Consider the following 14588-nt stretch of genomic DNA (forward strand, 5'->3'; position numbering starts at 1 on the left):
CAAAGGTTTAAGTAGGGTGGTCTTGGGAGAATCGCGCTTCTGATTGAGGCCATATCTGACTCCGGTGAGCATGGCAAGGCGCCACTGGAGTCATGGAACAAGGTGCCCATTACGGAATCAATCGAGCAAATCCGAAAATGGCGCGGGAAATTTCCGCTTACCGCAAACAGGGCAAAGGACGCGAACATAGCTATGCGCGATCAGTTCTGCATCGTCAATGCCGACAACATTGCAGGCTATATCTTCAGCATCGGAGATTGAACATGCTGCGAAGACTCGCCGCTGCCCTGCTGTTCACGTGGTGCAGTTCTACATTCCCTTGCTCGCTGACCGGTCTCGAGCACGAACTCAGCTTTGCCACTGATGACAGCGTCTTGCCAGCAGCCGAAGTACACAAGCTGGCCGAGTGGAACGCAAGAATGAAGGAGGGCTTTCCCAGTGGAGGGCAGTATGCCGTTTTTGTCAGGCGAGCATACAGTGGGCGTCCATCGATGAATCTAGCCATGACGCGGCTGGAAAGCGCGAAGGCAGCTTTGGCGGCGATCGGTTTGGTGCCAGAGCGGATCGAGCATTCGGAAGTTGATACTGCGATGCTTGAGCTTCGGTCCGGCACCAAGAACGCGATGCCAGTAAGCGAGGTCTATGTGGTATTTCAACCGGCCTGTCCCCATCCGTGTTGTCCTGGGCCACAGCCAATCCGGTAGAAGCCAGTCCCGTGAGTGAATGGTGTCGTCTTGTACAAGGTGGTCAAGAATATGAAACTGCTTGCCTGCAAGGTTGCGCGCCAAGTGCTGGCTCTGGTGCTGCTGCTGGGCGCCGGAGTGTTGGCCGCCTTCCTATACCCCTTTCCACTGTCCAGCGAAAACACAACGATCGATGTCATGCACATGCAGTACGCCTGTGGAGACTGCTATGTGCAGTACCGAGTGCTAAAAGCGGGAAGGGACGGACAGACAGGTGCCCGAACGTTTGATAACACGAACGACACCCCGATGCGGTTCATTGGCTGGGATGTCGTTGTTCTATTCAAGGGTTCCGACGCGCCGCTGCTCAAGTACGCAGACTCAAGCGATGCGGCAGACCGAGGTTGTGCGAGCCCTGTAGTCCGCCTGACCGGGCAGTTCAAGCGCAAGCTGATCTACACGCTCTTCTACACCGGCGATCGATACGATGGCATCTACTTTGATGCCGACACCGCTTCGATCGTCCCGAACGGCATCCGCGGCTGTAGACCGAGTCGCAGGGCGTCGATCCGATAGTCCAATCGATCCCCTTCATCAACGTGCCAGGTTCATGCTGTGGACAACAGCCTTTGGCTCCGGTTGGTATTTCCCGTTAAATGCAAACAATTGTGATATTCGACGAAGAATCTGAAATGTCCTAGATACATTTGGCTAACTTGCCATTAATGTCGCGCCAACTTTATGCGCGGAGGACGTGGAGCGGATAGCCTTGGCTATTCGCCCGCCGTCAGAGTTGATCCCAGCCGCGCCATCCAACGAGGAAGTGCAGTGGTGCGGCAAGGTAAGGCAATACAACGATGCGATCGGGTGTGGACTCGCGGCAACTGGCTGCGACCGTCTGCGCTTGCTTGGGGCATAGCGCTTCTGGCCAGTCGCGCGCTGGCGGCCGGCGTGGTGCCAGACGGTGGCACGAAGACCTCTGTCGCCGTGGGCGGTAACGGCCGCGTGACCGTGGGTGTTGCCGCGCCAGTGGGCGGTGTTTCTTACAACACCTATCGCGATTTCAACATCTCGCGTTCGGGCGTCGATCTCGATAACAAGTCGGCGTTAGCCCGCACCATTGTCAGTGCTGTCACTAGTACCAATCCATCCGTTTTGGAGGGGCCGCTGTCCGTGCTGGGGCCGCAGCACGCAAATGTCATCATCAGCAATCCAAACGGTGTGTCGGTGAACGGACTGACCGTCCGGAACGTCGGCAACCTCGCGCTGACCACCGGCCAGGTATCGTTCAACGACTTCAAGACGGCCAACGAGCAGCTGCAGCGCAATATCGTGCTGACGACCAATCAGGGCGCCATCGAGATCGGGCCCGAGGGCCTGACCGGGACGCTTCTGAACCTCGAGCTGATCGCCAAGCAACTCCGCATCGGCGGGCCCGTCACGAACCTGTATGACGATTCGAATAGCCGGGCGCGGCTGGTTGCCGGCAACAGCCGCGCGGAGATCGACACCAGCGTCTCGCCGACAGACAACCTCACGTCCTGGATTACCTACTCGATGCCGGCCGTCAATCCAGGCCAGGGCATTGCCATTGACATCACCGCCGCAGGCAGCCTCATGGCGGGACGCATCCAGCTCATGGTCACCGACCAGGGTGCCGGCGTGCGCCACGCCGGTACCGCGTATGCCACCGCTGGCGACTTCGTGGTGTCAGGCACCGGTGACCTGCAGCTTGCCTCCGGCAAGATCGACGCGAAGCAGGACGTGCTGATTGGCAGCGGCGGCTTCACCGGTACCGGCGAAGTCAGCGCCGGGCGCCACCTGCAGCTTGCGTCGGAGCGCGTGGACCTGTCGCAAGCCACGCTTGCCGCCGGCACGCGGGTACCGGGTGACCTGGTGATCGGTGCCGAGGGCCAAGTACACGGCCAGCCCATCCGGCTGACGGACTCAACCCTTACCGCCAGTGGCGGCATCGGTGTCTTCGACGCGGGTGCGGGCTTGGTCCTGACGGGCACGCAGCTTACGGCCAACGGCAATGTGGTTGTGGCGGTGCCAGGGCTGACGACGCAAGCTGGCAGCCACCGCACGGCGTTCACGTCCAAGTCCGGTACGGTGTCGATCGCAGCGGACGAGGCGACGCTGGCCGGTACCGATATCGACGGCGTGGGTGGGACCGGCATTGCTGCGCGAACGCTGACGCTGCAGGACACCAAGGTCCAGTCGTCTGGCGCCGCGGTGGCCATCGAGGCGAGCGGTGCTTACGCCCAGCAGGACAGTGATGTGCTGGCGGCCACCGACGTGCGCCTGCACGCTGGCTCAGTGGCGCTGGAGTCGGCTAACCGACAATCCACGCTTGTTGCCAGCAATGGCGGGGTGCTGATCCAGTCCGATACGGATGTAGCCAATGGCGGGGCCCTGATCCAGGGCCAGACCCGCATCGCCGGCGAACCGCAATCCAATGGCGCAGTGACCGTGCATGCAGGGGGCAATGTCTCGAACGTTTCCACGCCCGATTACCTCGGCATCCTGTTCGGCGCGGGCGACGATGTCGATGTGCAGGCGAGCGGCAATGTCGTGAATCACCATGCACGCATGCTCTCGAACGGCTTCTTGCGCGTCCACGCCGACGGTGACGTGTCCAATGAAATCACCAAGCAGGCCGGCGCCAATGGCGAGCAGCCGGACTTGGCTTCCAAGGCCTGCCCGGCACACTAGCAAAATCACCGTATCCCGCTGGTACGTTCGCGGATAAGGTCCTGGAGTCTTTTGCAGGTCCGCATGACTTTCTTGGTAGTCTGACTGCGTACGACGAGTTGGGAAATCTGAAGCAGGGGATGACTTCGTTCCAGCGGATGATGTTTGAAATTCAAACCGATATCGATATCCCTTTGGCGGCGCCATTCGCTGGCGTGACATTGCTAAATCAGTACGGTATCGATTGGTCGGCTTTTCGAAATCAGACTCAACAATCTAAGGATGGAAAATGAAGCTAATTTCCATAGCATTGGTAATGGTCTCAGCTTCGATAGCTGGATGCCTTCATTCGCCACCAACCTATCCGGGTGCCGGCGGCGATAACATCGATCCGGCTCTCTACGTCAACTCGGAATGTCTAAACTTGAGCGGTCGCTACGAGGGAAAGGGAGAGCTTCTCGATGGTGATGCGACGGCCCAGGGGTGGGAAAAAACGAGGCGCCTCGACAACATATTTCCGTTTTCCAGTGCGGAGCAGGTGTCAACGATTGATGATGCCTCTAGGTCCGTTACGGGACGGTTTGATTATCCAAAAGAAGGATTTGTTTCTTTGATTCAGGATAGATTATTCCAGAGCAAATTTATATACCCTAACGGAAGAAGCGCAATTCAGAGATTCTCTTTTGAGGACAAAAACCGCTTCGTCTGTACTGGTGCTGATGGGGAGATCATATGGGGTGGGGCTAGTAAAGGTGGGCGTTCAGAATTCGGGCCAAATTCATCAGATTCGATGGCTATGCTTTACCTGGATGAACATGGAAATCTAATCTACGAGAAATCTACGCAGATTCACATGAGTATGTTGCTTGGGGCGATTCCAACCGGAACCGCTAAGTACTTCGCGAAATATCGATTCAAGAGAATAAGATGATCGAGAAATTCTCATTGAAAAGATATTTCTCTGTTACTCGATCCCTGTCAGTGCCGGTCTCCTGTCGCTGGGCTGCGCGCCCATGATTGCGACGACGCCTGCCGATTCGAGTCGGCGACGGCTAGGCCAGCGGTGCGATCACCCACGCTCGGTTTGCTGGCCGAATCGCCTGCAAAGCGGACACTAACCCGTGAATGTCTTGTCGCTGACCAATTTGCAGTCTTTGTCTCTCTTATGCTCAACGTATGAAAAATCTTGCAAATATGAACATAACGATCGTCAAACGGCTGATTCTCTCTGCGCTGTCCCTTGGACTGGGAGCGTGTGCGGTGCCTCCGCCATATACGGCGACGGGAGATCGATCGACCCAAGCTCGGCTGCGCGTTAAAGCGGCGGACAGGTACGCGTATCCGGCACTCATGGTCGTGAAGACTGAAGACGATTCCGAACCCAAAGAGCAATTCCTGGCCATCTTTAACAAGGGTTGGATGGGGATGGGGAGAACTCCTAAGGAAAGCGAGCTTATCGGCATGCCCGAGGCACCTGGCGCAGATACCAACATGCCGGTGCTAGAGCGCTACGTCACCGGAGGGCACAAGATGCGCTTGAGGTTTGAGGCGCGACTCGACGGCGCGCTTATCTGCGGCTCTTCAGGGGCGTTTACGCCGGATAAGGGTCGGGACTATGAGTTGGTTGTCTCTATTCTTGGCACGTCCCCTGGTGGTAACGGTCAATGCGGATTGATGCTTTACGAATTGGTAGGAAATCGCAATACATATGAGAGGCAAGCCCTGATGCTGGGGCCTCTGCCACTGAGGAACAGCAACTAGGTGCTCATCTGAGGAAGGCTGGGGGGCATGGCGAAAATCCTCGTCCTTGTGCCACCACCGCCTCCTCCCCAACCCCGTCAGCTTCTGCCTCCCATCAGCTCTACAAACCACTGAAATCCGTGGAAGACAGCATGCGAACATTCAATTCAATCGTAAAGGACTGTGGCAGCATTTTGGCCTCCTTGGTTACGATTTTGGTACTTTGCCCAGCAACCTCGATTGCAACGACGCGTGACGAGCAGCTTTTCCGGACATTCACCGCGTGTGATCGATCATTCTTCGAAGCCCTTGCGGCAGAAGGCAGTCACTGGTCGGCGGTGATGGACTTGACCACAGGCGGCGGCATTGCGTATCCGAAAGTGGAAGATCGTCGTGAAGAGCGAACCAGATGGCAGCCTCTTCGCCGACCCCTTAACGTGAACGGCGTGACACTGATTGCCTATTACGACGCGAAAGACCTATCTCCGACGGCTACTGGCACTCTGGGCAAGCGGCTATTCTGGGGTTTTCTTGCAGAAGGGGAACCTGCCGAAGTTGTTGAGAAGCTTCGGCCCCACATCAGCGATGGAGAGCGAGTCGCGCCGGCAAAGGATGTGGATTGGCCAGCTTGGATCCGGGGTGAGTGGAAGTACGCGAACGAACCTCTGGGCCATTGGAAGAGGGAAGAGGTTTCGTTAGGCAAGGATACTGCGCCAGGACAAGTCGAGCGCGTCTTAATCATCGAGGGTACTGAATCTGGACCCGGTAGGAAACCAGTGACAGGGACAGTCGTTGAGTGTTCCTTGCAGGGGGACATGTTGCCGACTTTGCTACACCTCAATCGTCCTGATTTAGACGATGCATCCATTGAGAACTGGTGAGCTTTGACGGCGTGTGCTGCTGCACAAGGAGGTTTGTGGGCCGGGGGAGTCAAGTGGTCTTTCCTCCTGCGGATTAGAGTGCTTCTTGGATCTGACAGCAGTGCGCGCTGGATGACAGAAAGCCGGCGCACATGGGCGCACCATGCCGCCGATTTGCTGAGTTGGCTTGGCGGGCCTGACAACAAGAACTGATGCCTGATGCTACGCGCAGCTGTTCGTCGGGCCAACGCTCCGCAGCAAACAGCCGGCGACCCACACCGATTTGGTACCTGCTGTAATCGCAAACCGCTCAGGCGCCCTGCCTAGCAGATTTGATGTGTCGTCGAACGGCCCGGTCGCCCAGTGCCGTTGAGGAGCTGCGAGAGCCTGTTCAATATTCAAATTCATGGCGATATGAAAGGACGCAAAAATACAAACTGTCGGCTAATTGGAAGTCGCTCATTGTGCGGGAGTAGGGGGGATTTCTTCAGCTGTGCGCGCTGGCGTCCTATGCGCAGCCACTTTGTAGATTCGACGCGCGGAGTGCAGCTTTCGCAAGCAACAGCAATGCCGTTTTTCCTGTGAGTGACGATTTCCCCGCCTCAGAGCCATGGCACGGCCTATGCAGAAGCCCCAAAACTTCCGCAATCACCACGGAGACCGATCATGCCAAAAGCATCCAGCATTGCCCAGGCAAAGGCGGACAAGCGTTCGGGCAAGGCGCCGAGCACCCAGGCCGGCCACTTTGTTCGCGACGAGATCGAAGCCGTCCGCCATGGCAAGCATGGCGTGCGCTCGGCCAAGCAAGCCATTGCCATCGGTTTGTCGGAAGCGCGCCGCGCTGGCGTGGACGTGCCGCCGCCCAAGACGGGGTCCAAGTCAGCAGCGGCAAAGAAGAGTGCCGGCAAGCCCGCCGCCAAGAGTGCCGGCGACAAGGCGCCAAGGCGGCCTAGTTCGGAAACCACGGCCAAGCGTCGCAGTGCCGCTACCAAGGCCCTGAAGCGAGAGAGCACGGCCGGTGCCTCGCATGAGGCGCTGTCAACCCAGGCCAAGAACGCGGCCAGCAAGCGTACTGCGGCAGATCGCTCCGCGGCCGCCGAGAAGGCTGCCAAGACTAAGGGTGCGACGGGCCGATCCGAAGCGGCCCAAAAGGCTGCGCGCACGCGAGCAGCGAAAAAGCGGACAGAACAGAAGCCCCGTTAGGTCGGGCAACGCGATGATGGCCTGATCCTCCGCCTATCCTGCGACTTCGGCATCGCCGCCAAACCGTACCTTGTCCGACAAGGGCCAAAACTCGCCCACGAGCTTTTCGCGCGGAAACGACGCAATCGCGGCCGTACTCAAGCCTTCGCTATCGACCGAGATGATGTGTTTGGCGACAGTCCGATAGCCAGCACGGAAGTGGTTGGCCCCCTTGATCGCCACGACCTTGTACGCCGTGACGTCCAGCCCATGCAGCACAAACGGCTCGACATCAAAGACCTGCTCCGCACGCGAAGCCACGATGACATCGACACCGTGGATGATCAGCCGACACATCGCGCCCAGGTCGTAGCGGACGCCTTCGAACATCGAGCCAGGACGATTGACGAAGCGACCGTCCGTGATGCATTTCACATAGGCCTCGGCCTCGATCGGCGCGCCCTGGAAGCGACCTTGCTTGCCGCCGAGTGAGACTTGGATCGTGGTGCCAACGCCCGCTCGCTGGGCTTGTGCGACCACGGTCGCGTCGTTGATCGATGCGAAACAGCAGGTGCCGGCGGGCGGATTGGCGTTCAAGAGCGCCCGCAGCAAATGCGTGCCGTCTCCGGGTGTGCCGGCGCCTGGGTTGTCGGCGTACTCGTTGACAACGACGGGACCTTCGTCTGCCGACAGGGCAAGGGCGATGCCCTGCGCCGGTGACGGAAATGTCGGACGGAACTCGTCACGATGTAACCAGATCCATTGCGCGACTTCGTCGGCGCAGCGCTGCGCGAGTGCTGCGTCTCCGGTCGTGGTGCACACGACCACCGGGCAGGGTGCCGCGATATCCGCGTAAGGGAAGCCGTGGAACCACGAGCAGTCGATCACGCCGCCCTGTGCGGCCAGCTTCCGGCAAACGTCGTTGACTTCCGCCGGGATAAACCCGTCCTGCGTGGTCACGATGTACGGCAGCATCGGCAGGCGCCGCGTTGCAGTGACCGGTGTCAGCCTTCCCCGAATCATCTCGAGCAGCAGTTCGACGGCTTCGACGCCCCGGTCATGGAAGTCGGTATGCGGATACAGCTTGCACGGCAACGTCAGGTCGCAAGCGTCGCGCATCGCATCCGTCATGTTGCCGTGCAAATCGTAGACTGCGGCAATCGGGACATCTGGCCCAACCAGCGCACGAACAGCGAGCGCCAGATCGCCTTCGATGTCCTCGACACCGTCGGCGACACCGGCCCCATGCAAGGCCAGCAGCACGCCATCAATGGGCAGCACCGCGCGAATGCCTTCGAGGACGTCCTGCTTCATGGCGGCATACGCGGCGGCTTCGATCGTGCCCGATGGCGTCGCTTGTCCGACGAAGGTGGGAACGAGCGTGGCGCCGGTCTTGCGCGCGCCTTCGATAAAGCCGCCCACCTGGTGATTCGACTTGTTGAACGCTGCCACGACCCCGTCGCCCCGATACCGCTCGAACGCGCGCAGTGGCGTCATGCCCGCGAATTCGGCGGCGTACGTGTTGGTCTCGTGGATGAGTCCGGCAACGGCCAGGCGGACGGGCATTTGGCTTGACGTCACGGGCATGCCTCCAGCAGCTATGTCTTGCGCGCAATCAGCAGGCGATCTTCTTTGGATCGAAGCTTAGGGCGATCAGGGCGCTGGCGACAAGCGCGACGGCGAGGATGAAGCTGGCCGGCGCGGTGCTGGTCATCTGTCGCCAGCTGATGAAGGAAGCACGGCGTCACGCCAGCGCGCCGTCAAGATACGGATCAACGGTGCGCGCCGGAGCATTCGACGGCCACGTCTGATCCCGCCCGGCCAGGGAGCGCGCGCCGTCGAGGTAGGAATCCACGCTTCGAGCGGGTTCCGCAGAGACACCCGCACGATCCAAACCAGCCAGCGAGCGCGCGCCATCCAGGAACGGATCCACATTACGTGCCCCATCGACAAACGGGCTGCGCGGTTCCTGCACCGAGCGCGCACCCTCGGTGTACGGGTCACGTGCATCGCTGACGGCGCGGGCACCGTCGGTGAACGGGTCGCGTGCGCCTGCGTACGACAGGCTGGCGGCCTGTGCGCCGGCTGCAGCGGCAACGAGGGCGATGGCGAGGACAAAGCGCTTGGCGATGTTGGTGGTCATGATCGATTTCCTTTAACGTTTGAACAGGGTATGGGTCCGGTGGAGACTGCATCGTTGCAACTCGCTGCGGGCCTGTGGAACGTATTAAAGAAAGCCGATGTATCGCGCCTGTAGAAACTTGCGGCCGGATTTGTCGGTGCGCGTATCGTTGGTGCGGCGTGATACAGAACTGTACAAAGACCCCATCCCGGTACATGTTCGGGATGGGGTCAGTCTCGTACCGCTGAAGGCTTCGCGTGATGGAAGTATCGAAGGAGCCTCATCGGCCTGGTCAGCCAGTGCCGGTGGCAGCACGCAGACTTGCGATGGCTCTGGGCAGAAGAACCGCCAGACCACTCAGGGCGCATTCCCTTGCGGCGCTGGCGGCGGGAAGTCAGGCTTGTAGTTGGCAGGCGGCGTCGCTGGCGGCGCACCCAGCATCTGGCCGTAGACCGGGACCCGGTGTCCGCTTGCGTACATGCACTGGATGTAGGCAACGTCATACCCGTACTGTGCACCGTATCCCGGATCGCCTGAGCTACCGGCGCCGACCGCTGGAGTGCCCGCCGCTGCCGTGTTGGAGGCTTGAGGCGAACTGGCGCCGCCCACCTGGCCCAGCGCGAACTGGCGGCAGTTGCGGTCGTCTCCGAGAAACTGATCAAACGTCTTATTGCTGCCGGGGAGCACCATCACGCTGGGGCCCGACGGCATCGCCGTACAGGCGCCCAGAACGAGCACTGCCACCATCAGGAGAGGAACGGAGCGCGGCTTCATCAGAACGTTGGCATTACGGCGACGGCTGGGCGGGCACCGTTTGCCAGCCGCCCGGGCAGTCCTGGACGTACGGGTAATAGCCACTGGGCTGATCGCAGCGATACCACCACGCGTTCGCCGACGCGACGTCCGACCCATCGCCTTGCTCGATGTATTGCGTCGGCGGCGCATAGTAAGCGGGGTAGGAACTGGGGTATGGCCAGCCATCGTATGGATATCCCCACCAGCCGGGCCAGCCGACGCCTACCGCGAATGCTACGTGCCCATGGTGAAAGCCGTGATGATGAAAGCCGCCCTGGTGGAAGCCACCGTGACCCTGAAAGCTGCCGCCGCGCATGCCTCCGCCGCCACCACCACGACCGCCCCCACGACCCGCCGCCAGCGTCGGACCGCTGGCGGCCATCGCCGCTCCCGCCACGAATGCCAGGGCGATCTTGCAAAGCCTGCGCCCGTTCATGATGTGTCCCCCAGCCTTGCTACTTCACGGCCAGGTCGCTTAGGACCCGCGCCGGACTGTCTCCCCTATTGGTAAACGCCTGACAGGTCGAATTTATTCCAGCAACCAGTTCCCGATGTCCTGTCCGGCGTTCCCTCAATGTCAGGATAGTGCGCACATGAGGCCGGTGAGGCGATCGCAGGAAAACAAGGAGATGGAGAGCGTCACGCTGCCTTATGCATCGCGCCAGGCACATGGTCGGTCAGTGCGGCAGCGTAAGCCTGGAACCGGCGAAGCTCCTCGGGCGGAACGAGCGAGCCGCCGGTGGCCCAGATCACATGCGTAGCGTCGCGCATGTCGAGACCGTGATCGCGCACATATGCCTGTCCTTCAGGGGAGTCGCGCAGCCAGCGGGGGCCGCCGATGCCGGCCGCCGCTGATGGCTCGACTTCCACGCCCATCGACGTCTTGAGCGCGAGCAAATGAACGTAGAGCTGATCGTCGGGGACGGTGAACACGCCAGCGAGTTGCGAAGCCATCAACGGGCTGACCAGATGCGATGCCTGGCCGACGGCGAGACCATCGGCATCGGTCCGGTTATCCAGGCCGATGTCGTAGACGGATACAGGATCATCCGCGCCTGAGGCCAACTGCACCAGTACGCACGGCGAGGCCACGGGCTCGGCAAAGAAGCAGTGCACATGTTCGCCGAACAATGCCTTGAGCCCGTAGGTGATGCCACCGGGCGCGCCGCCGACCCCGCAGGGGAGATAGACGAAGAGCGGATGCGTGGCATCCACGACGCGGCCGGCTTCGGCCAGCTGGCGCGCCAGATGACGTGCCGCGGCGGCGTATCCGAAGAAGAGCAGGGCGGAGCGCTCGTCATCGACAAAATGGCAGCGTGGTGCTGCCAATGCCTGTTCGCGACCCGCTGCCACGGCTTCCGCATAGTCGCCTTGATGTTCCGCGACGCGCACGCCGCGATTGCGCAGGCGGTCCTTCTTCCACGCCTTGGCGTCCGCGGACATATGCACCACCGCGTCGAATCCGAGCGCCGCCGCCATCACGCCGATGCTCAGGCCGAGGTTGCCGGTGCTGCCGACCGTCACCGAGTATTGCGAGAACAGCGCGCGCGCTTCCGCGGTTGCCAGCACGCGGCGGTCACCGTCCGGGTCGAGGATGCCATGTTCGATTGCGATGGATTCCGCCACGGCCAGCACTTCATGAAAGCCGCCGCGTGCCTTGATGGAGCCGGCAATCGGCAGTTCGTCATCACGCTTGATGAACCACGCGCCCTCGGTGCCAACATTACCGCCGAGCGCGGATTGGAGATCGGCGGCTGGCATCAGTTGCGATTCCACTTGCCCTTGGCTAGACGCCAGTTCGGGAAACAGCGTCGCCATGAGCGGGGCGCAGCGCGCAAGACGTGCCTCGGCTGACGCGATCAGGTCCGTCGATGGGGCGGAGGCGGGCAGGGGTTGCCCCAACCTCGGATTCAGCCAAAGCAGCGGCTGTTTAGATTGAAGTCTGGCTAATAGGTCGGGCGTGAGCGGCAGGGTGACCATCAGGTCATTCTCCAGGGAATTCTGTACGAAATGGGATCGTAGACGCCGCCGGCGTGCAAGAATAGCGATCGTTTCTAACGCATGCATTAGTCAGGCTAATAGCGATGCAGCTCGATTCCTCCATCCTCGGGGCGCTGCGGTGTTTCGAAGCCGCAGGGCGCCTGCTGAGCTTCACCAAGGCCGCCGAATCGCTGAATCTCACCCAAAGCGCGGTGAGCCAGCAGATTCGCCATCTGGAAGACCGTCTCGGCTACGTCCTTTTCGTGCGCCAGCCGCGCGGCCTGAAACTGACGCCAAAGGGCGAGGCGCTGTTCGAGACCACGACGCGCGCCTTGCATGACATCCAGCAGACCATCCAGCGACTCGGCATGCCGAACGCGCCGCTGCAGGTCAATTGCCTGCCGTCGTTCGCGCTGCAATGGCTGATGCCGCGCCTGACCGATTTCCACCGCGAACAGCCGGACGTGTCCGTACGCCTGAAAGCCGAGTTCCAGGCCTTGGACAGGCAATCGATGGACACGGAAGATATCGACGTGGCCGTGCGTTACGACCCGGTCCGCTACAGCCGGTTGCACGCGGATGTCTTGCTGGACGAGTACCTGATTCCGGTGGCCACGCCCGAGTACCTCGCCGAGCATCGCGGGCTAGCCGAGGGGACGTCGCTCGACGGCGTCGTGTTGCTGCACGATGCATCGCCATGGGTCGGCGCAGCCGAGTTCGTCGAATGGCGCACATGGCTTGAGGCGCTTCACCCGGCGTGGATTGCGCATCTGGAGGGGCCGCAATTCAACCTGTCGAGCCTGGCCATCAGCGCAGCGCTGAATCACCAGGGCGTAGCGATGGGGCGTACGGCCCTGGTCTATGACGAGATCAGGAGCGGGCGCCTGGTGAATGTCTTCGGCCAGTACGTACGCGCGCCGGCGCGCTACATGCTGCTTTCCCGGAATCCGGAAGATCGGCGCGTGACCATTTTCTCGGCATGGCTCAAGGCAGAGTGCGCGCGGTTTGATGCGATGCGGATGGCGTTGCTTTCGCGGGATCGCTAAGTGCGCGACGGCCGGATCGGCGTGGCTCGCCGCTATTCAATCGTCTGACTGTGCTGCTGCGCGGCGTCGGTTGGCCACTCCGCGTGCGCCGCAAGCCGACCGGCAGCCGCCTCGAACCCTTTCGCCTGGAACGCGTACGCGTCGACCAGCCGCGCGTTCGCTCGCTCGACCCGATAGGTCACGCTCATGGACAGCAGCGTGGTAACAACGAAGGCTAGGCCGACAGCCGTCGACACCGGCAGCGAAAGCTGCAGCTTCAGCACCTGTTCGGCGGCGAACGCAGCGGCGGCCAACACCAGGACGACCCAAGCCGCCATCGCGATTACCCGGGCGGAGCATGCGAGTGCGGGGCGTGGGGCCGTTGCCGGCGCATGACATGCAAGGGGCTCAACCTGTCCGGATTGTTGCTTGATGCGCTCGATCCGTTCGCGCGCAGCATCGATACGCTGGTCGGCATCCTGCAGCCGCGTGCGCGAGCTGGTGCGGATATCGGCGCTGAAGCGCAGGAAGCTGGCAAGCTGAAAGCGGGAACGCGTAGACATGAGGGTAGAGGCCTGTCAGGAGGGCGCGAGCGCGCGGCGGCTGCAGGCCCGCTTACGACTTCATTCCTAACGACGAAGGGGCGCGGAGTTGCATAGCTCTTTGGTGGGGTGCCTGGGACGAGGGAGACTGGAACCGAGAGGGGCGCAGCGGCAATCGCTGTGACACCCAACATCTCGGCACGCTTCCCGGGGTCTCAAACGCGCAGCGAAACCTCCAGCCGTCTGTGCGCGACCGCACAGATACCGATTGCCGTGTCCTGCAACGTCCTAGCTGGCGCAGACTTGCTTTGTACAGAGCGTTGGAGCACCTCAAAATGACAAGAAGAACGCATGGCACCTTCGGTGTGCAGCGGTTGCTGGGCGTTTGCCTCGCCGGACTTTCCATCCTGATCGGCGTCCCTGTCGCTCAAGCGGAAGAAACCATCCTGAACGAGCAGAACATCAGCGAGCAATCGGTCACCGATGCACTGCTGTCGGGAGGCGCCGGCGAGGGCGTGGTCACGCGTGGAATCATGAGCCGGGAGGCGTGGGAAGCGCAGAACTCGGGACGCTCCGCGAAGAAGGGCGCGGTCGCGTTGCTGATTACCTTTCACTCGAACTCGGCAAAGCTGACGGAGAATGCGCGCACGGCGCTGGACGTCGTGGCCCATGCGCTGCAATCCACCAGGCTTTCGGATTTCAAGTTCCAGGTGGAAGGGCACGCGGATCCGCGTGGCTCGGCACGAATCAATCAGAAGCTGTCAGAGGGGCGTGCCGCCGCTGTCGTGACGTACCTGACGCAAGAGGGTGGCGTGGCCGCGGAGCGCTTGACGCCGGTGGGCAAGGGCTCCAGCGAACCACTGAATGCGCAAAATCCCGCGGCTCCCGAGAATCGGCGAGTGACCATCGTAACCGTGAAGAACTAGGCGAGAGTCACGGGGACCGCGCGGCCTGCTCCTGAACGT

The 14588-nt window shown here is 61.2% G+C and carries 16 protein-coding genes; 10 read left to right on the plus strand and 6 right to left on the minus strand.

Going from position 1 to position 14588, the window contains the following annotated elements:
* Positions 1 to 92 precede the first annotated feature (92 nt).
* From KHO41_RS21340 to KHO41_RS21375, 8 genes are all read left to right on the plus strand, one after another.
* Complete coding sequence (locus KHO41_RS21340) at positions 93 to 704, plus strand: hypothetical protein (protein ID WP_211955280.1); 612 nt, start codon at positions 93 to 95, stop codon at positions 702 to 704.
* Between the two features lie 51 nt (positions 705 to 755).
* Positions 756 to 1259: a hypothetical protein gene (locus KHO41_RS21345; protein WP_211955281.1), complete on the plus strand. Its 504-nt coding sequence runs from the start codon at positions 756 to 758 to the stop codon at positions 1257 to 1259.
* A 375-nt stretch (positions 1260 to 1634) separates the two neighbouring features.
* Positions 1635 to 3398 (plus strand): filamentous hemagglutinin N-terminal domain-containing protein, encoded by a 1764-nt coding sequence (locus KHO41_RS21350; protein ID WP_244873937.1) that lies wholly within the window; start codon positions 1635 to 1637, stop codon positions 3396 to 3398.
* Positions 3399 to 3517: 119 nt separating this feature from the next.
* A complete protein-coding gene (locus KHO41_RS21355) occupies positions 3518 to 3670 on the plus strand; it encodes a hypothetical protein (RefSeq protein ID WP_211955283.1) in 153 nt (50 codons plus the stop codon).
* Entirely contained in the window at positions 3667 to 4308 is a 642-nt protein-coding gene (locus tag KHO41_RS21360) for a hypothetical protein (protein WP_211955284.1), read from the plus strand. The genes KHO41_RS21355 and KHO41_RS21360 overlap by 4 nt, the downstream gene beginning before the upstream one ends.
* Before the next feature lie 245 nt (positions 4309 to 4553).
* Entirely contained in the window at positions 4554 to 5138 is a 585-nt protein-coding gene (locus KHO41_RS21365) for a hypothetical protein (protein WP_211955285.1), read from the plus strand.
* Between the two features lie 131 nt (positions 5139 to 5269).
* Positions 5270 to 5998 (plus strand): hypothetical protein, encoded by a 729-nt coding sequence (locus KHO41_RS21370; RefSeq protein ID WP_211955286.1) that lies wholly within the window; start codon positions 5270 to 5272, stop codon positions 5996 to 5998.
* A gap of 645 nt (positions 5999 to 6643) precedes the next feature.
* Positions 6644 to 7180 (plus strand): DUF6496 domain-containing protein, encoded by a 537-nt coding sequence (locus KHO41_RS21375; RefSeq protein WP_211955287.1) that lies wholly within the window; start codon positions 6644 to 6646, stop codon positions 7178 to 7180.
* Between the two features lie 33 nt (positions 7181 to 7213).
* Here the strand turns inward: KHO41_RS21375 and KHO41_RS21380 are convergent, their stop codons facing one another.
* The 5 genes from KHO41_RS21380 to KHO41_RS21400 all read right to left on the minus strand — a co-directional run bounded on the left by KHO41_RS21380 (position 7214) and on the right by KHO41_RS21400 (position 12056).
* Positions 7214 to 8740, minus strand: coding sequence for a M81 family metallopeptidase (locus tag KHO41_RS21380; RefSeq protein WP_244873938.1), 1527 nt, complete (start codon positions 8738 to 8740; stop codon positions 7214 to 7216).
* Between the two features lie 163 nt (positions 8741 to 8903).
* Positions 8904 to 9302 (minus strand): hydroxyquinol 1,2-dioxygenase, encoded by a 399-nt coding sequence (locus KHO41_RS21385; protein WP_211955289.1) that lies wholly within the window; start codon positions 9300 to 9302, stop codon positions 8904 to 8906.
* A 336-nt stretch (positions 9303 to 9638) separates the two neighbouring features.
* Positions 9639 to 10055, minus strand: a complete 417-nt coding sequence (locus tag KHO41_RS21390; protein WP_211955290.1) for a glycine zipper family protein — start codon at positions 10053 to 10055, stop codon at positions 9639 to 9641.
* Between the two features lie 13 nt (positions 10056 to 10068).
* Positions 10069 to 10512: a hypothetical protein gene (locus KHO41_RS21395; protein WP_211955291.1), complete on the minus strand. Its 444-nt coding sequence runs from the start codon at positions 10510 to 10512 to the stop codon at positions 10069 to 10071.
* Between the two features lie 203 nt (positions 10513 to 10715).
* Positions 10716 to 12056, minus strand: a complete 1341-nt coding sequence (locus KHO41_RS21400) for a D-serine ammonia-lyase (RefSeq protein ID WP_211955292.1) — start codon at positions 12054 to 12056, stop codon at positions 10716 to 10718.
* Positions 12057 to 12154: 98 nt separating this feature from the next.
* Here KHO41_RS21400 and KHO41_RS21405 point away from each other — a divergent pair, with 98 nt between their 5' ends.
* Positions 12155 to 13102 (plus strand): LysR family transcriptional regulator, encoded by a 948-nt coding sequence (locus KHO41_RS21405; protein ID WP_211955313.1) that lies wholly within the window; start codon positions 12155 to 12157, stop codon positions 13100 to 13102.
* A gap of 32 nt (positions 13103 to 13134) precedes the next feature.
* On the opposite strand, the gene KHO41_RS21410 is transcribed toward KHO41_RS21405, so the two are convergent.
* A complete protein-coding gene (locus tag KHO41_RS21410) occupies positions 13135 to 13644 on the minus strand; it encodes a hypothetical protein (RefSeq protein ID WP_211955293.1) in 510 nt (169 codons plus the stop codon).
* Between the two features lie 314 nt (positions 13645 to 13958).
* Between KHO41_RS21410 and KHO41_RS21415 the strand changes: the two genes are divergently transcribed.
* Positions 13959 to 14549, plus strand: coding sequence for an OmpA family protein (locus KHO41_RS21415; RefSeq protein ID WP_211955294.1), 591 nt, complete (start codon positions 13959 to 13961; stop codon positions 14547 to 14549).
* Positions 14550 to 14588 lie beyond the last annotated feature (39 nt).

The organism is Cupriavidus numazuensis (assembly GCF_905397435.1).
GTDB classification, from domain to species: Bacteria; Pseudomonadota; Gammaproteobacteria; order Burkholderiales; family Burkholderiaceae; genus Cupriavidus; species Cupriavidus numazuensis.